Here is a 17,887-nt window from a genome sequence, read left to right as displayed (position 1 = left end):
CTCACCTAACCGTTTCTTCGCTACTTTCTTTTGCACGCCATAAAGCGATTGCTTTTTTTAACGACTCTTTATATTCATTTTTTGGATTTGAATCAATTACAATACCCGCTCCAGCTTGCACATGCGCTTGTCCATCTTTAGCAAGCAGTGTTCGGATTACAATATTCAATTCCGTATCTCCAGAATAACCAATCCAACCAATTGAACCCGTATAAATCCCTCGGCGAACAGGTTCTAATTCTTCAATAATTTCCATCGTACGTATTTTCGGGGCACCGGTAATTGTCCCACCAGGAAATACAGCCTTCACCAAATCGAAAGCATCTTTATCTGCTTCCACCTCACCACGCACATTAGAAACAATATGCATAACGTGTGAGTATTTTTCAATTACCATAAATTCATCTACTTCAACAGTGCCATATTTACAAACACGGCCCAAGTCATTTCGTTCTAAATCCACAAGCATTACATGCTCCGCTCTTTCCTTTTCGTTTTCAATTAATTCTTTCGCTAATTCCTCATCCTCTTGTTCACTTGCTCCTCGAGAGCGCGTACCGGCAATTGGCCTTGTACTCACTTCCTTTCCTTGCTTTTTAATTAGCAATTCAGGCGAAGCACTAACAATTTGAAAATCTCCAAACTCCAAGTAACCCATATATGGAGATGGATTAATTTCACGAAGACTTGTATATATTTCTAGTGGATGTGTTTGTAATGTTCTTTCTTGTCTTGTTGACAAGTTTACTTGAAACACATCACCCGCTCCGATATATTCTTGAATACGTTCAACAGCCTTCATAAAGCCCTCTTCCGTAAAAGCGACTGCTTCATTTTTCTTTTCAGGACATTCAAACGGCATAGTCACTTTGGGTGCTTCTTTCATCCAAAGACCCTTCCATTCATTTAATCGCTCTTCTGCCTCTTCACACTCATCTACATAATGAGTAATAATCCATAATACTCTCTCCTGTTGATCATACACAAACACGTCATCAAATAACAAAAAGAATATGTCAGGTATATTAATATCATCCTTCGCAAGAGAAGAAAGTTTTTCAATATAACGGATACAATCATAACTAAAGTATCCAATTGCCCCACCTTGAAAAGGTGGGTACTCCGGATTATAATCCGTTTTCCATTTCTCCATATACGCTTGCATTAAATCTAGTGGATTCCCTCGCTTTATTGTTCCCTTACCACTTTCACTTATATGTAACGTCTCATTCTTACCCTGAATTACCGCTACTGGATCCAGCCCAACAATGTTATAACGACCACCACGTCCACTTTCTAACAAAATATGTTGCGGCTTATCCTGAGAAAGAAATTTATATTGCTTAAAGAAATCTAACTGATATGGAATAGAAAGCGCTAAAGATTTTCTTCGTTGCATATCAACACCCCGTCTTCTGTTATCCCACCCTCTTAAGCCAATCAACTCAAACTACATAAAATTATTTATATAGAGAATGATTATACTTGAGGGCTAGTGAAAATAAATTAATTATACTACTTCTTATTTTACATGAAGTTTTCTAGTCATTCACTCTTTTCCTTTTTCCAATCAAAAAAGAAAAAGCATCCTTTTTTAAGGATGCTTTTCAAATCACATTCAATTATGACTCAAATTGATAAAGTGGTGTACTTAAATAACGTTCACCGTTACTTGGGATAATAACAAGTACCTTTTTCCCTTTACCTAATTTCTTCGCAACTTCTATCGCTGCATAAACGACTGCTCCCGAAGAGATACCAACTAAAATACCTTCTTCTCTAGCCACTCTTCTCGCATATTCGAACGCTTGCTCCGTTTTCACTTGAATAATTTCATCATATACCTCTACATCCAATGTCTCCGGAACAAATCCCGCTCCAATTCCTTGGATCTTATGTGGTCCTGGCTTTCCACCAGATAATACTGGTGAATCCGCAGGTTCTACCGCGTAAATTTTGATATCTTTATAAGCTTCTTTCAGCACTTCACCGGCACCTGTAATTGTTCCACCTGTACCAATACCTGCGATAAACGCATCTAATTGATCCCCCATCTGTTCAACAATTTCTGGACCTGTTGTTATACGATGGATTTCTGGATTCGCTTGGTTTTGGAACTGTTGTGGTATAAAGTACCCATGTTCTTCTGCTAATTCAGTTGCCTTTCGAATTGCTCCGCCCATTCCTTCAGGTCCTGGAGTCAATACTAATTCAGCACCGTAAGCGCGTAATAAATTACGACGCTCAATACTCATTGTTTCTGGCATTACTAAAATTGCCTTATATCCTTTAGCAGCTGCTACCATCGCTAAGCCAATACCTGTGTTACCACTTGTCGGCTCAATGATTGTATCGCCCTCTTTTAATAATCCTTTATTTTCAGCATCTTCAATCATAGCTAACGCGATACGATCTTTAACACTGCTCCCCGGATTCATAAATTCTAATTTTAAGTATACATCTGCGCTGTCTGATTCTACGATGCGGTTCAACTTAACGATCGGCGTTTTCCCGATTAATTCTGAAACTGATTGTGCCACTCGCATTCCTGTCACTCCTAACACCGAGTATTTTTATTGGTTTTATCTATATTTAGATTTTGTCAGAAAATTCCCTGTTTGTCAATCTATTTGGGCGGCTGATTCTCCGCCTAAACTTCTTTATTACAGGTTCTCAATTAGACTTGTAATATCTTCTTTAGCGAATTTATGTCGTTCATTACAGAAGTGACAGTGAACTTCCGTCTCTTCTTCTTCTGCACGAATTTGTTCTAACTCCGCTTTACCTAAACTAATTAGCACACTTTCAATACGCTCACGTGAACATGTACAATTAAATTGAACATCCATTGTTTCTAGCACTTTCACTTTATCTTCTCCAAGCACTTCATACAGTAATTCTTCTGGAGAAAGACCTTGTTCGATTAATTGTGATACCGGCGGGATTTGTTGCAGACGCTCTTCAATAAATGAAATTGTTTCTTCCTGCGCACCCGGCATAATTTGAAGAATGAATCCACCTGCCGCTAATACGCTATCATCTCCATTTACAAGAACACCAACACCTACAGAAGAAGGTGTCTGCTCAGAAACTGCGAAATAATATGTGAAATCTTCCCCTAGTTCTCCTGAAACAATTGGAGATTGACCGATAAACGGTTCACGCATACCGATATCTTTAATTACCGTTACAAATCCTTCTGTACCTACCGCTTGATATACACGTAATTTCCCTTGTTCCGTTCCTTCAAAATCAACATGCGGATTCGTTACATAACCACGTACATCCCCATTTGCATGAGCATCGACTAAGATAGGACCAATCGGGCCGTTACCCTCTACTTTAATCGTTAACTTCTGCTCGCCTTTTAACATAGCACCCATCATTGTACCCGCAGTTAAAGAACGACCAAGTGCCGCTGAAGCTGTTCTCCATGTATCATGACGTTTTTGCGCCTCACTTACTGTATTTGTTGTACGTACACTATAAGCACGAACCTCTCCATTAAACGCTAACGCTTTTACTAAATAATCTTTCATACTTATTTATTCACCCTTCTCATGTTGTAAATTTGCATTACGTTCATATAACATATACAAACCTTTTAACGTTAAAAACGGATCTACAATATCAATTACATTTGATTCTTCTGAAATTAATTTTGCTAATCCACCTGTTGCAATAACTTTCGGTTCTTGCTTAGCTTCTTCCTTCATACGCTTAACAATACCTTCCACTTGTCCAACGTATCCATAAAGAATACCTGATTGCATTGCACTTACTGTATTCTTCCCGATAACACTACTCGGTTTTGTAATTTCAATACGAGGAAGCTTTGCTGCTCTGCTATATAAAGCCTCTGCCGAAATCATAATTCCTGGCGTAATGACGCCACCCATATAATGCTTCTCTTCGTTAATATAACAATATGTAGTAGCCGTACCAAAATCAACAATAATAAGCGGACTTCCATATAAGTGGATTCCTGCTACTGCATTTACAATTCGGTCCGCGCCTACTTCACGTGGATTTTCATATTTAATATTCAAGCCAGTTTTTATCCCAGGCCCCACTACAAGCGGTTTAATTTTAAAATACTTTTCACACATACGCTCTAAAGCGAACATAATTGGCGGTACGACTGAAGACACAATAATACCTTTCACATCTTCAAAAGAAAGATCTTCATGCTCAAGTAACTGCTTTACAAGCATCCCATACTCATCTTCTGTTTTATGACGATCTGTTTCCATGCGCCAATGCTGACGAAGTTTCCCCTCTTCAAACACACCTAGTACCGCATTTGTGTTCCCTACATCCAATACAAAAATCATATTCTCACCACTTATCTTATTTAATCTATATTTGTGCAGTATGTATAAAACTTATAAAAACATCATATCACACATACTTATATAATCAGTTTTTCTATACTCATCATTGTACAAAAAGATTACTCTCTATTTCAATTTTTAATAATAGTTTCAGTTAAATTCTTTTGCCACTTAAATTCATTCCACAAAAAAAGGAGCGACTATTGTCACTCCTTCATCTCTTACTTATCTTCTGTATCTTCATCGTCTTTCTTCATATTGATGTTTACTTTCACATCATCTGAAGATGTTGGACGCTCAGGTAATCTGCCATAATCATATAAATGATTAATTTGCTCTGCATCTAATGTTTCTACTTCAAGTAACGTTTTCGCGATAATATCAAGCTTATCTCGTTTTTCAGTAAGAATTTGTTTCGCACGAGCATAACAGCCTTTAATAATGACTTGCATTTCCACATCAATTTCATGCGCGATTGCATCACTGTAGTTTTGTTCTGAATGGAAGTCTCTTCCTAAGAATACCTGACCACCTTGTGAGCTACCAAATTGCATCGGTCCAAGCTTATCACTCATCCCGAATTCTGTAACCATACGTCTTGCAATACCAGTCGCACGTTGGAAGTCGTTGTGAGCACCTGTACTTGCTTCACCAAATACAATCTCCTCGGCTACTCGACCACCCAGTAAACCAGTGATTTTATCAAGTAACTCTGGTTTTGTCATGAAGTAACGATCTTCCTTCGGAAGCATTACCGCATATCCACCAGCTTGACCACGAGGGACAATTGTTACTTTATGAACGATATCTGCTTCATCAAGGACAACACCAATTACAGTATGACCAGCCTCATGGAATGCAACAATATTACGTTCTTTTTCAGAGATAACACGACTTTTCTTAGCTGGACCCGCAATAACACGATCCGTTGCTTCATCGATGTCACTCATATCAATTTTCTTCTTATCTTGACGCGCAGCTACTAAAGCAGCTTCGTTTAATAAGTTTTCAAGATCGGCACCAGAGAATCCTGGTGTACGAGTTGCAATCGCTCTTAAGTTGACATTCTCATCAAGCGGTTTATTACGAGCGTGTACTTTAAGTACAGCTTCACGACCATTTACATCTGGACGATCTACTGTAATTTGACGGTCAAAACGACCTGGACGTAATAACGCTGGATCAAGAATATCAGGACGGTTTGTCGCAGCGATGATAATAATACCTTCGTTTGCACCGAATCCATCCATTTCAACAAGCAATTGGTTCAACGTTTGTTCACGCTCATCATGACCACCGCCAAGACCCGCGCCACGTTGACGTCCTACTGCATCAATTTCATCAATGAAAATGATACAAGGAGCATTTTTCTTTGCATTTTCAAATAAATCACGTACACGGGATGCACCGACACCGACGAACATCTCTACGAAGTCAGAACCACTAATAGAGAAGAACGGAACGCCTGCTTCACCTGCAACAGCACGTGCTAGTAAAGTTTTACCTGTACCTGGAGGTCCTACTAATAGAACACCCTTCGGAATACGGGCACCAACTTCAGCGAACTTACGAGGGTCTTTCAAGAATTCAACTACCTCAACAAGTTCTTGTTTCTCTTCATCCGCTCCAGCAACATCTCTGAAACGAATTTTTTTCTTTTCATCATTGTATAGCTTCGCCTTACTTTTCCCGAAGTTCATAACACGGCTACCGCCGCCCTGAGCTTGATTTAATAAGAAGAAGAATAAAATGAAGATAATGACAAACGGAATGATGGAAGTGAAGAACGTTACCCAAGCACTTGTTTCTTCTGCTGGTTGATACTTAACTTCAGCCCCTTGCGCTTTATCATTAATTTTCTTTTGTAATTCCTCAGTATTTGGTGCATAAGTAACAAATTGTTCTCCTTGGCTAGAAGTCTTGAATTGTCCCTTTACCTCAAACACACCATTTTTCGGTTGAAGCTGCACATTACGCACTTCACCTTTTTCAAGTTGAGTAATGAATTTATCGTAGCTAACTGATGTCGTTTTTTGCGTCGAACCATTAAAATAGCTTACGATCCCAATTACTACTAAGAATATCAGTAAATAAAAGATGGTATTACGGAAGATACGATTCATTCCTAACCTCCTCTCACGGCATAAACACTATAGTAAATCGTAACATAGAAAAAATTTCCTATACAATTGTAACGCCTATATTTAATTAATTTGAGTAAACACTTGGTTTTAATACTCCTACATAAGGAAGATTACGGTACTGCTCTTTATAATCTAATCCATATCCTACAACAAATTCATGAGGAACAGTAAATCCAACATAATCTGCTTTCAGATCAACCTTACGGCCTGTTGGCTTATCTAATAACGTAACAATTTTTACAGATTTCGCTTTACGATATTTAAACAGGTCTACTAAATAGCTTAGTGTAAGACCGCTATCAATAATATCTTCAACGATTAAAATATCGCGACCTTCTACCGAAGTATCAAGATCTTTTAAGATTTTTACTTCGCCTGTCGAAACTGTAGAGTGACCGTAGCTAGATACAGCCATAAAATCCATTTCAAGATATGTATCTGTTCTCTTTAATAAATCTGCCATAAATGGCATTGCGCCCTTTAGTACACCAATCGCAAGAGGTATTGTATTTTTGTAATCCTCTGCAATAACTGCACCTAGTTCGTGCACCTTTTCTTGTATTTGTTCTTCAGAAATTAATACTTTTTCGATATCTTGATTCATCATTTCATTATCCTCCCGGAAGACTCCTTGCTTTTGTAGTGAATAATCATGTATTTACCCTTCTTTGCTAGCTCTTTCGAAGTAGCAAATGCAGATCGTTTCAACAAGGGTACCCAAATAATATTTCCACTTGCGTCACAAACGATCGGCCATTCTTCTCTTTTTTCTTTTGGTACTTTCGCTTCGATAAAAACAGCTTTTATCTTTTTTGTACCATCCATACCTTGCATTGACATGCGATCTCCATTTTCCCTAGACCGAATACGAAGTGGATACGATATATCATTATACTTAGCAACAAATACTGTTTCATTCATGTTACTCGGTATATCTTCGCTCACCTCTGTTACAAGTTTATCCCCATTCGGCAATATAATTGTCCCAGGTACTGATAAATCTTGCGAAAAAGGAGAAACAATTTCTTGTTTAAATCCAAAACCACATTCTTCGTATGTGCGAACAATTTTCAAACCACCTGGAAAATCTAGTGAACCTGAAGGTTGTGCCCGCTTAAAAAATTCAATCACCTTGTCAATATGTATAGAAGAAAGCGAAGATGGAATCTTATATTCATAAAGATAGTTTAATATTAGTTGAATCCCTCTTCTTTGTAAAGGCATAGACATGGATTCAAAGGCAGGAATTGATAAGCTAATTTGTTTATCGCTTTTTTTTGTAATTACTTTATTCATTTTCTCAAAAGCTAATTCCTGCAAATAAGCCTCATCCTCTTGCATCTGCACGCTAAATTTTTGAAATTTCTCATGCATTTGTGGATTTTCTTCTTTCAAATAAGGAAGGACATATTTACGTAATCGATTCCTTGTATATACTTCTTTTTTATTACTCGGATCTATACGCGGAATAACTTTTAATTTATTACAGTAATCAACAATTTCTTCCTTAGTTACCCCAAGTAACGGCCTAATTAAATATCCATTATGAAAAGATCGCTTCACTGCAATTCCTGCGTATCCTTTCGGAGTACTCCCTCGTACAAGGCGCATTAAAATCGTCTCTACTTGATCATCTCCATGGTGACCAAGAGCTACATATCTCGCATCATATTTCTTCATTATTCTTTCCAAAAATGCATATCTGCATTCTCTAGCTGCAACTTGTGCATTCATTCCATATTGCTGTTGATATTGCGACACATTAATCCTTAGCGTTTCACAAATAACTCCTAGCTCTTTGCAAAGACCCTGTACAAACTGTAAATCCTCATAAGATTCATTACCTCTAAACATATGGTCCACATGTGCTACTACAATTTCGAGCTGTTTTTCTGCCCTTTTTTCTAACAAATAATATAAAAGAGCCAAAGAGTCAGGACCACCAGAAACCCCTACAACAATTGTTGAATGTTTCTTTAATACATCATGCTGCTTTACAAAGTCATCTACTTTTTCAACAAATGCATCTTTCAACTTCGCAATCACCTTTCATTAAACAAGAACAACAACATTAGTTACCTTGTATATAATGGTACAACTTTTACAAACATTGTGCAAAAAAAAGATGTACAAAATCCACATTTTTATCTTACATCCCTCCTGTATATTTAACAAAATAATCGCATTACCTTTTTAATCAAAAAAACCTAGGCATCTACCTAGGTTTTTTGATTATTTTATTGCGCCTGCATTCCTACTATTGGAATCGTAGCCCACTTCGGCATATTTTTCTTTACTTTCGCCACCACAATAGTCATATCATCATTTATATAACCATCACAAGAGCGAATTACTTCTTCCATAATGATATCAGCAATTTCCTGTGGATCCTCTGTTTGTAGTTCTTTAATTTTACGTTTTATCCATAATTCGTGATTCTCCACATGTTGCGCTCCCTCAAAAATGCCGTCACTCATCATGATAAGAAGATCACCCGTTTTTAATTGCTCACCAACCACATCAACTTCAACATCTTCAATGATTCCCATCGGCAAATTACTCGCCTCAATTTTCAAAATATTATTTCCGCGTTTAACAAAACTCGGCGTCGATCCAATCTTTAAAAACTTCGCACTCGCATCCCGTAAATCTACCATAGCCAAGTCAAGCGTTGTATACATCTCCTCTGTCGTCCTTAAAGAAAGAATCGAATTGATGGACTTAATCGCTATTTCTTCATCAATACCTGATTGAAGTATCTTTTGTAATAATTTTACCGTTTCCCTACTCTCCATATGAGCCCTTTGTCCATTTCCCATACCATCACTAATCGCAAGTGCATATTTACCAACGCTCAAATCCATCATCGCGTAGGAATCACCTGAAACAAACCCACCACCTTTTGCAGCTGTGGCCAATCCTGTATCAAGAGAATACGTCTTCGCTGAACCAAATGATATTAAACTGTGCCCATTTGGATATGAGGATTTCTCTTCATGCTTAACGACGATATTCTCTTTTAAAATATCTGAAAGCATTGGAGCAACCAACTTCTCACATTCCCCATGTTCATTAGATGCAGCCGGAATCAACATTTCAATATCAATACTTCCTCTATCTAAACAATAAATATCAACATGCTCCACTTCGACACCAAAATCACGAAACGCTTGTAAAATTTGCTCCTCCTGAGCTTGATGGTTCTCTCTTTCTCGTTGTATCTCCTTAGCGAAATCCTCCATCACTTTTGATACACCTAGTAATTGCTCCGCTACAATTCTACGATTTTCCTTCATTTGTTTTCTTAATTTCTGCCCCTCATAGAAGTGATCTAATTCACCCGCTACTAAATCCGTTACTTTCTTCCCTCTCACACAATGCTTGTCCCATTCACGAACTAACTTCCGATTATGCTGCAGCGTTCCTTCTTCTGTTTCACTCATTATTTGTTTCATATAATCGTATGTTTTATCAAAATTAACTACCCAACATTGATCCTTCTTAAAGCATGTTTGACATGTTTTTGCAGTAATTGTACTTAAAAATAAATCAGCTTCTGTTTCTTTATCTTCCTCCTCCACATACCCATATACAGAAAAGCTATTGGACAAAGCAGCAAATACATTAGCAAATTGATTGATTTTGTTCGCTGTAACATCGCGCACTCTTCTTAAATATTGTTGTTGATCTTGTGAATGCTCCTGTGTACCTGGCATAAATTTAGCAATACGATCCATAACAAGCTTCGGTGTTAATAAGAAGAAAACAATTGCTACACCAGATTCAATTAAAGTTGTTACAATACTTGTTTGCTTGTCTACATATAATGTAATTAAGCTTGTACCAATTAATAAACCTAAACTAACTCCTATACGCTTCCCTTCTTTTAACAATCCCCCAAGCAATCCTGAAAAGGCAAGGAGACTAAGTTGAGACAAGCTAGCCACATTCGCTAAACTTAATATTAACCCAGTGACAACTCCTACTGTGGACCCTGTAGCTGCCCCTGCAATAAAGGCAAATACTAATACTAAATATCTAGTGAAAATATGTTGAATAGAAGCATCATAAACAAACCAATCCGTTGTGCCCGTTAAAACAGATGCTAGTAATATAATTAAACAAACAATTTCTTCTGTTTCTAACGCTTGTTGCTTCCCTTTCCTTTCCACTAAAAGCGGAACACTTTGTAAAAATATCATCGTTAATACGAAGCTAAGCCCCGCTTCGATCGTACTGACGAGCAGATCATACATGGTGACGGTTTGCTGTGCAAAATATACAACAACTAAATGTGCGGTTAATGCGGAGATAAATACTTGGAATGGTACAAGTCCAACAGTTTTACGTGTAAACCGACTAAAGAAGATATTATAAATAAAGAAGGTAAAGATAGATGCAAAAGTAAAAAATAAATTGTCTATTGAAACTGAAAGTGCCCCCCCCATTAGGGCTAAAAACGCGAGCGGCATTTTATCTCGCTTCATAACATAAACAGCAGCAAAAAACGGCAATGCAAACGGCAAAATGTTTGTTAATATATATGCTCGTCCCAAAAGAAAACCAATAACAGCAATAATGAATCCCCATCTAAAGAAAACTTGTTCAAACTTCATTCGCAACTTACTCGTCCACTTTATTGTTCCAAGCTGACTTTCATTCATCGCCAATGCACTTGTGTTCATAGTATTCCTTCCTGCTTTAGGCATATTTTTAACACCACCTGCATAGTTTAATTACTGTTATTATAAAAGATGATTATTGGGATTTTTGTCAAAACAACAGTTTTGACTTTTATAATCGTTCGACTTTTTATTCGAAATAAATCTACATATATACATAGTATTTAATTTATTTAAAGAAAGTTGAAAGAATGTTCAGAAAATATAGGGTGATTTTGTAGAAGTATTGTACGTCTTAATTTATATTTAACAAAAAAAGATCATGCAAATTTGCATGATCTTTTTAGATGACCCGTACGGGATTCGAACCCGTGTTACCGCCGTGAAAGGGCGGTGTCTTAACCACTTGACCAACGGGCCGTTAAATTAAATATAGCGGCGGAGGGGATCGAACCCCCGACCTCACGGGTATGAACCGTACGCTCTAGCCAGCTGAGCTACACCGCCATGTCGTCGTATTTAACGGACAATTAGTATCTTACATCAGATACGTTTTAAAGTCAACACATCTCAAAAACTTTTTTTAAAATATATTCTCTCACATAAAAAAGTACCCGAGTAATCACTCTGGGTACCTCTCTATATGTTAAGAATTAAACGGACTTATTATCCGCGACGTGCGCCACGGCCACCACGTTTAGATTCTGTGTTACGCTTTAAAGAAGTTAAACGATCTTCACTATCTTTTAAAAAGCGTGCCATCTTTTGCTCAAATGTTTCTTTTGGAGCTCGTTCGTTACCGCCACCGCGGTTATCTCTGTTGGAAGAACGATTATTATTACGTTGTGGACGTCCAGAACGTTGTTGATCACCACCACGTTGGTATTCACCACGTGGACGATCTCCTTCTGTTTTTTCACGTTCTTTCGCTTTCTTAATAGATAGGCCAATTTTGCCATCTTTTTCAACATTGATAACTTTTACTTCTACTTGGTCGCCTACTTTTAAGTGATCGTTAATATCTTTCACATAATTATCAGCAACTTCACTAATATGAACAAGACCTGTTAAGCCTTCTGGCAGCTCCACAAAAGCCCCAAAATTTGTAATACCTGTTACTTTACCCTGTAACTTGCTGCCTACCTCGATTGACATAAAAAAAATGCTCCTCCTTAGTGGTTAAAAAGTCAAATTTTACTTTATTATATATAATCCTAAAATACAGTGTCAATAAGACATACTCTACTTAGAAACAGGAAAAATTATCTCCCCTTTTCCGGAGAAGAAATAATCCCTTCTAGCAATCTTTAAAACGTACTCTTCATCATTCAACTTTTGAACTTCATCTTTTAGATTCTTTTCTTTTTTCGTTAATGAATCCAGTTCTTTTTTCATGTCCTTAACTTTCGCTTCTTTTGCTTTAATGGAACTGTTTTGTTGATAAAACGTCACACTAATACTAGCAATAATTGTAAAAGTAAAGACAAGAAAAACCGCTAAACGGCGATAAAGTCGCTTCCTGTTCTCATCCGTTTGTATTATATGTTCTTTAACAGGATTTGGACTCTGTTTTTCGATTGTTCTTTGTCTCAGTTCCCTCATTTCCGAGGTCCCCCTAACTTCTTTTTTATACGCACCCATAATTGGAAGATATGTCCCTTCAATTTTGCTACATATTGCAGGAACCCTACATGCTTCATTATAAAAAGTTTAACACGATTAGGGAGAAGTTTCCATATGAGCGAAGCAATAAACCGAACAGGCGAGAAAAAAACTTTCCATATGAAAAGTAATATCCAAATCACCATTTTCCATAACACATGTCCAATTGAAAGCAGTATACGAAATAAGAATAATATAAATGCAATAAATAGCTGTGCTATAATAATAACAGGTTTTATCATGAGTAGCTGTATAATTCGAACAAAAAATTGTGTTGTTTGTACAAAAATATAGATGAGAAAATTTAACATCTTCATGTATAGTGCTTTCAATAAGCTTTGATATGCTGCAAAACCACATAGTAACGCCAAAAATACATATATACGTAGTTCGGCTTCATTTACACGCAGTAATACATAAAAAACGAATAATGCTTGGACAATCCAAAATAGTATATCATGTATAAATACAAGCCAACGTTTACGCTCTTGGCGTTTTAAAAACCGTTGGTATGTATCTAAAGAAGCACCAATCCAAGCACCCATTCCAATCATTGAAAGCATTGTATACAACTGAATTGTTAGGCTCATTTAAACAACTTACTAAAGAAGCCTTTAGTTTTCTCCCCTTGGTTCTCATCAATATACAGCATTTCATGAACTTTCCCTTTAATTGATACAACACCCTTTTCTACATCTAAATTCTTCATTTGCAAATTTTGACCACGAATTGTTAAAAAACCCATTACAGTCTCAAGTAAAAACTCTTCGCTATCAAAACTCTCTACTTGCTTTACACCAGTAATATCGATTACACGCCTGCCACGCATGATAATATCATGCTCTACAGAAACATTTTGTTGATTAGAAGACATAGGTGAGTAACCATTATTCACGAAAATCCCCCCATAGCTTTATACTAGCTAATAGTAATGTATGAGGGGCTAACCTATTTTAGAACAAGCCTTCTTCCGCTTTCACTTTTTCCTCACGAACGAGACTATACATGTTTGCTGCATCTTCTTTTTTAGTTGTTTCTTTCAATTCATTTACTTTCACAGTTACTATTTTTTGCCCGAAACGAATTGTTAATTCATCCTCTACCTTCACATCTGAACTCGCTTTTGCCACTTGGCCATTAATCGAAATTCTTCCTTGGTCAGACACTTCTTTTGCTAATGTTCTTCTTTTAATTAAACGTGATACTTTCAAAAATTTATCTAGACGCATATCAAATCCCCCTATTAACGCTCTGTTTGTTTTGCCTCTTCCCATAAAATATCTAACTGTTCTAATGATAAATCTTGCATTTCCTTATTCATTTCAGCTACTTTTGCTTCCATGTATAAAAAGCGAGCCATAAATTTCTCATTAGTTGAACGTAACGCTTCTTCTGGATCTAATTTATAATGACGAGCTATATTAACAAATGCAAATAGTAAATCACCAAATTCACCTAGCATCTTTTTCTCATCCATGTTTACAACTTCTTGTTGGAATTCTTGCCATTCTTCTAAGGCCTTCTCTATCATCGGCTGCACATCAACCCAATCAAATCCAACCTTTCCAGCTTTCTTCTGAATTTCATAAGCACGCATTAGCTGTGGCAAGCTTTTTGGAATACCCTCTAAAACAGATTCTTTCACGAATCCCTTTTCTTGTTTTTTAATTTCTTCCCAATTTGCAATCACTTCATCAGCATTATTTACATCCGTATTCCCAAACACATGCGGATGACGACGAACCATTTTCTCAGCTAAAGTCCGAATAATATCATCTATAGAGAACCAACCTTCATCCTCTCCAATTTGAGCATGAAGCATAACTTGTAATAATATATCACCCAGTTCTTCTACTAAATGATCATCATCCTCTTCATCAATTGCTTCTAGCACTTCATATGCTTCTTCAATTAAGTATTTCTTTAAAGATTGATGAGTTTGTTTTTTATCCCACGGGCAACCATTCGGTCCACGCAGTTCCGCAATAATTGCTCTAAGCACATCAAACTGCTGATACAAAGACGCACGTTCCTTAACCGGGGGTACATATACACTCGTTAAATTATTTAACTCCGTTTCATGATCTAACATGTATAACGGTACCTTTTTTACTTGCTCAAATGAAGTTCCTGCAGCTGTTACGATATACACTTCATAATCATCTGGCAACATCTCCATTAACATCAGTTTCACATCTGAAGCAACGAACGCATCATACACTTGGCAAAAGATTAAATGTTGACGTAATTCTAATTGTCCTCTTTCAAATGATGTAGCATCAATTAATTGGAACCCTTCAATCGGATCAATTTTTAGACTTGCAAACATCGGATCAAGGAAACTTTGTCCACCTTCAATTCGCACTTCAATATTTGCTACTTCTCCTTTTTCCAAAAGTAGCTGAACTGTTCTTTCTGCTACAAGCGGATGACCTGGAACAGCATAAATAATTTCTGCGCCTTTAGCCTGTTCTAGCAATGTATTCGCGATTGTTTCATATACGATTTCAAATGTATCATGTGCCTCATATACATTATCAAAGGCCGTATACTTTATAGCTTCTTTCTCCAATTCTTCTATAACTGGATGTTCCTTCGTTCTAACAAACATATGTTCCGATTCTTTTATCTTTCGATATACACCCATCGTTAACTGATCTAACTCACCAGCACCTAATCCTAAAATAGTAATAATTCCACTCACAACCAGTCACCTCTATCCACTCTTCTTCAATGAACCTTCTTTTTTCTCTTGTTTCATAACGGTTCCTAATTCTTCTTTTGTAAATACACATAATTTTAAAATTAAAAACATATATGCTAATCCACCGATAGCTACACCTAACAGCGCTTCAAGCGTCGCAATTCCTCTATGTCCTGTATCAATTACTAATCCGGACATTCGCAACATACGCATAAAGATTATTAATACAAACCCCATACCGATACCACTAATAGCTACACCTAACATATTCCGCCTATCAATAAGCGGCTCCGATACAGCTCGCATAAGTAACACACTATTTAGCAAGGCAATTACAATAAGCGCAACTAAAGTTGCAATTGCAGCTCCCTTTACACCAAAATACGGCATTAATATATAGTTTAAAACTAACTTCAAACAACCTCCAAATACAACGAATATTGCTGGTTTTAATGTTTGTCCCACTCCTTGCAAAATAGAAGCAGTTGTAATTGACAATGAACTAAATAAAATAGATAAAGATAAAATCGATAACACATCTGATCCATCACTATTTTCAAACAACATAATATTTGTAGGTTGAATAATACAAGTTAATCCAATAGCAGCGGCAAATCCAATAACAAATGTTATTTTCATTGCTAATTTTACCTTTTCTTGAATAAATGAAAGATCTCCTCTTTCTTTCGCCGCTGTAATAATAGGAATAAGTGACAATGAGAAAGAAGTTGTCACAACAGTACCTAATTGCATAAGCGGGATACTTCTATCATAAACACCTTTTAGTACCTTTGCATTTTCAACTTGCTCTCCCGCGCGAATAAGCAAGGTATAAAAGGAAATAGAATCCGCCATTTGTATAAAAATAAGGACTAAATTACTAACACAAATCGCTAATCCCTGCCAAAAAAGGATTCGAATAATCCTTTTTTTACCTCCAATTCTCTTCCAACTTTTAAAGAAAATAGCATGGAAATCATGACGCATATAAAGTAAAAGTACGATAATCCCAATAAGCCCGCCTGCAATTGAACCTAGCATAGCACCCGCACCAACTGTATATAAATCAAATCCATGAGCAATAAGGAATAGTGATAAAAATACAATAATAGAAACACGAATTGTTTGTTCAATTACTTGCGAAACAGCCGTCGGCATCATATTATTGAATCCTTGAAAATATCCTCTCGCTACAGATAAAAATGGCATTAGTAGGAATGAAAACGAAATAACACGTAATAATTTATCTAAATGTATATCGCCCATAGCCGATGCAATTGTTTCGGCCCCAAAGAATAATGTAAAAAAACCTATAAATCCAATTCCTAATAAAAACCAAAAAGATACACAAATAATTTCTTCTGCTTCTTTTTGTTTTCCTCGTTCTAATCTTTCTGCGACCATTTTTGAAATAATAATGGGAAACCCATAAGTGGCTAAAATTAAACAAAATCCATAAAATGGATAAATTTGTTGGTAAATATAAAAACCAACATCACCCGCTATATTTTGATATGGAATACGGTAAAAAGCGCTTAATACCTTTGTAACAAAACTTGCGATTGTTAATATAATAGCCCCACGCCAAAAGGCTTGGTACTTCTTCGCTTCCATACAAGAAAACTCCTTTTTCTATTCTCACCCCTCGTATTATATCACAAAGAAAAACTGTCTCTCCTTCATATTCCTTACATTCACTGACTTCTTTCAACAGCAAAAATACTCAATGAAAAAAGGTAGCAAAGCGCTACCTTCATTCAATGCTTATATCTCCAAATAGTTAATTTCTCAAATAGAAATATCATAATTAGGAAAGATTGCTACTTATAGAAATTACACTTCACTACTGCTCCATTTGTTTCGCTAAAAAACTTGCAGCTGTATTTACTGACTTATGCTCTACTTCACTTATAATAGCTTCTTTAGAGAAGATAATAACAGCTCCAATTGGATCCCCATTCGCAACAATCGAGCCAATTGTATAGGAGCTGACTTTTTCTGTTACTCCATCAATAATTGAAATTTCACTTTCATCTGTCATAATTACAGACTTGCGCTCTTCCATTGTCTTCTCAATTAAATCGCCAACACTTTTATTTAAGTATTCTTTTTTAGATACGCCTGCTACTGCGATAATAGAATCACGATCGCATACAAGCACATTATGTCCTAAGCTATCATATAAAGCTTCCGTATATTCTTTTGCAAAATTACCTAGTTCACTAATCGGAGAATATTTCTTTAAAATGACTTCTCCATCGCGATCAACAAATATTTCTAGTGGGTCCCCTTCTCGAATACGTAAAGTTCTACGAATTTCCTTTGGGATTACTACCCTGCCTAAATCATCAATTCGACGTACGATTCCAGTTGCTTTCATTCTATGCTGCCTCACTTTCTACTGATGATCAAAGTGGTGAA

At 36.6% G+C, this 17,887-nt stretch carries 16 protein-coding genes and 2 tRNA genes; all 18 read right to left on the bottom strand.

Features of this window, described 5'->3' with window-relative positions; all coding sequences use genetic code 11:
- Position 1: 1 nt before the first annotated feature.
- A complete protein-coding gene (gene pabB / locus MHI07_RS00390) occupies positions 2-1,399 on the bottom strand; it encodes an aminodeoxychorismate synthase, component I (RefSeq protein ID WP_340821421.1) in 1,398 nt (465 codons plus the stop codon).
- Positions 1,400-1,622: 223 nt separating this feature from the next.
- A complete protein-coding gene (gene cysK / locus MHI07_RS00385; protein ID WP_340821419.1) occupies positions 1,623-2,546 on the bottom strand; it encodes a cysteine synthase A in 924 nt (307 codons plus the stop codon).
- A 117-nt stretch (positions 2,547-2,663) separates the two neighbouring features.
- Positions 2,664-3,539 (bottom strand): redox-regulated molecular chaperone HslO, encoded by an 876-nt coding sequence (gene hslO / locus MHI07_RS00380; protein WP_002091564.1) that lies wholly within the window; start codon positions 3,537-3,539, stop codon positions 2,664-2,666.
- Positions 3,540-3,545: 6 nt separating this feature from the next.
- Positions 3,546-4,334, bottom strand: a complete 789-nt coding sequence (locus MHI07_RS00375) for a type III pantothenate kinase (protein WP_002159628.1) — start codon at positions 4,332-4,334, stop codon at positions 3,546-3,548.
- 221 nt (positions 4,335-4,555) lie between these two features.
- On the bottom strand, positions 4,556-6,457 hold the full coding sequence (gene ftsH, locus MHI07_RS00370; RefSeq protein ID WP_002159629.1) for an ATP-dependent zinc metalloprotease FtsH: 1,902 nt from the start codon (positions 6,455-6,457) through the stop codon (positions 4,556-4,558).
- 85 nt (positions 6,458-6,542) lie between these two features.
- Positions 6,543-7,085 carry a hypoxanthine phosphoribosyltransferase gene (gene hpt / locus MHI07_RS00365; RefSeq protein ID WP_002107307.1) on the bottom strand — a complete coding sequence of 181 codons (543 nt, stop codon included), beginning with the start codon at positions 7,083-7,085 and terminating at the stop codon, positions 6,543-6,545.
- Entirely contained in the window at positions 7,082-8,512 is a 1,431-nt protein-coding gene (gene tilS / locus MHI07_RS00360) for a tRNA lysidine(34) synthetase TilS (protein WP_002107305.1), read from the bottom strand. The genes hpt and tilS overlap by 4 nt, the downstream gene beginning before the upstream one ends.
- A gap of 203 nt (positions 8,513-8,715) precedes the next feature.
- On the bottom strand, positions 8,716-11,187 hold the full coding sequence (gene spoIIE, locus MHI07_RS00355) for a stage II sporulation protein E (RefSeq protein ID WP_002159630.1): 2,472 nt from the start codon (positions 11,185-11,187) through the stop codon (positions 8,716-8,718).
- Positions 11,188-11,448: 261 nt separating this feature from the next.
- Positions 11,449-11,520: transfer RNA gene (locus MHI07_RS00350), tRNA-Glu, on the bottom strand.
- Positions 11,521-11,533: 13 nt separating this feature from the next.
- A tRNA-Met gene (locus MHI07_RS00345) sits at positions 11,534-11,607 on the bottom strand.
- Between the two features lie 159 nt (positions 11,608-11,766).
- A complete protein-coding gene (locus MHI07_RS00340; RefSeq protein ID WP_002063394.1) occupies positions 11,767-12,255 on the bottom strand; it encodes a S1 domain-containing RNA-binding protein in 489 nt (162 codons plus the stop codon).
- A gap of 87 nt (positions 12,256-12,342) precedes the next feature.
- Positions 12,343-12,702 (bottom strand): cell division protein DivIC, encoded by a 360-nt coding sequence (gene divIC / locus MHI07_RS00335; protein WP_002113268.1) that lies wholly within the window; start codon positions 12,700-12,702, stop codon positions 12,343-12,345.
- On the bottom strand, positions 12,699-13,352 hold the full coding sequence (yabQ, locus tag MHI07_RS00330; RefSeq protein WP_002091573.1) for a spore cortex biosynthesis protein YabQ: 654 nt from the start codon (positions 13,350-13,352) through the stop codon (positions 12,699-12,701). Before yabQ ends, divIC begins: the two co-directional genes overlap by 4 nt.
- Positions 13,349-13,657: a sporulation protein YabP gene (gene yabP, locus MHI07_RS00325; protein ID WP_001059101.1), complete on the bottom strand. Its 309-nt coding sequence runs from the start codon at positions 13,655-13,657 to the stop codon at positions 13,349-13,351. The genes yabQ and yabP overlap by 4 nt, the downstream gene beginning before the upstream one ends.
- 58 nt (positions 13,658-13,715) lie before the next feature.
- Positions 13,716-13,991: an RNA-binding S4 domain-containing protein gene (locus tag MHI07_RS00320; protein ID WP_002009677.1), complete on the bottom strand. Its 276-nt coding sequence runs from the start codon at positions 13,989-13,991 to the stop codon at positions 13,716-13,718.
- Between the two features lie 14 nt (positions 13,992-14,005).
- Entirely contained in the window at positions 14,006-15,466 is a 1,461-nt protein-coding gene (gene mazG, locus MHI07_RS00315) for a nucleoside triphosphate pyrophosphohydrolase (protein ID WP_002159632.1), read from the bottom strand.
- Between the two features lie 12 nt (positions 15,467-15,478).
- Entirely contained in the window at positions 15,479-17,080 is a 1,602-nt protein-coding gene (locus MHI07_RS00310; RefSeq protein ID WP_340821410.1) for a putative polysaccharide biosynthesis protein, read from the bottom strand.
- Positions 17,081-17,309: 229 nt separating this feature from the next.
- Positions 17,310-17,846: a stage V sporulation protein T gene (gene spoVT / locus MHI07_RS00305; protein WP_340821408.1), complete on the bottom strand. Its 537-nt coding sequence runs from the start codon at positions 17,844-17,846 to the stop codon at positions 17,310-17,312.
- Positions 17,847-17,887: the final 41 nt, after the last annotated feature.

Origin of the sequence: Bacillus sp. FSL H8-0545 (genome assembly GCF_038006105.1) — a bacterium.
GTDB classification, from domain to species: domain Bacteria; phylum Bacillota; class Bacilli; order Bacillales; family Bacillaceae_G; genus Bacillus_A; species Bacillus_A cereus_U.
The sequence above is the reverse complement of the archived record's forward strand: the minus strand, read 5'-3'. Positions and strand labels throughout refer to the sequence as shown.

Bases quoted from the DNA above. Each gene is read 5' to 3' on its own strand.
- pabB (WP_340821421.1), bottom strand. From the start codon at position 1,399: ATGCAACGAAGAAAATCTTTAGCGCTTTCTATTCCATATCAGTTAGAT.
- cysK (WP_340821419.1), bottom strand. From the start codon at position 2,546: ATGCGAGTGGCACAATCAGTTTCAGAATTAATCGGGAAAACGCCGATC.
- hslO (WP_002091564.1), bottom strand. From the start codon at position 3,539: ATGAAAGATTATTTAGTAAAAGCGTTAGCGTTTAATGGAGAGGTTCGT.
- MHI07_RS00375 (WP_002159628.1), bottom strand. From the start codon at position 4,334: ATGATTTTTGTATTGGATGTAGGGAACACAAATGCGGTACTAGGTGTG.
- ftsH (WP_002159629.1), bottom strand. From the start codon at position 6,457: ATGAATCGTATCTTCCGTAATACCATCTTTTATTTACTGATATTCTTA.
- hpt (WP_002107307.1), bottom strand. From the start codon at position 7,085: ATGATGAATCAAGATATCGAAAAAGTATTAATTTCTGAAGAACAAATA.
- spoIIE (WP_002159630.1), bottom strand. From the start codon at position 11,187: ATGCCTAAAGCAGGAAGGAATACTATGAACACAAGTGCATTGGCGATG.
- MHI07_RS00340 (WP_002063394.1), bottom strand. From the start codon at position 12,255: ATGTCAATCGAGGTAGGCAGCAAGTTACAGGGTAAAGTAACAGGTATT.
- divIC (WP_002113268.1), bottom strand. From the start codon at position 12,702: ATGAGGGAACTGAGACAAAGAACAATCGAAAAACAGAGTCCAAATCCT.
- yabQ (WP_002091573.1), bottom strand. From the start codon at position 13,352: ATGAGCCTAACAATTCAGTTGTATACAATGCTTTCAATGATTGGAATG.
- MHI07_RS00320 (WP_002009677.1), bottom strand. From the start codon at position 13,991: ATGCGTCTAGATAAATTTTTGAAAGTATCACGTTTAATTAAAAGAAGA.
- MHI07_RS00310 (WP_340821410.1), bottom strand. From the start codon at position 17,080: ATGGAAGCGAAGAAGTACCAAGCCTTTTGGCGTGGGGCTATTATATTA.
- spoVT (WP_340821408.1), bottom strand. From the start codon at position 17,846: ATGAAAGCAACTGGAATCGTACGTCGAATTGATGATTTAGGCAGGGTA.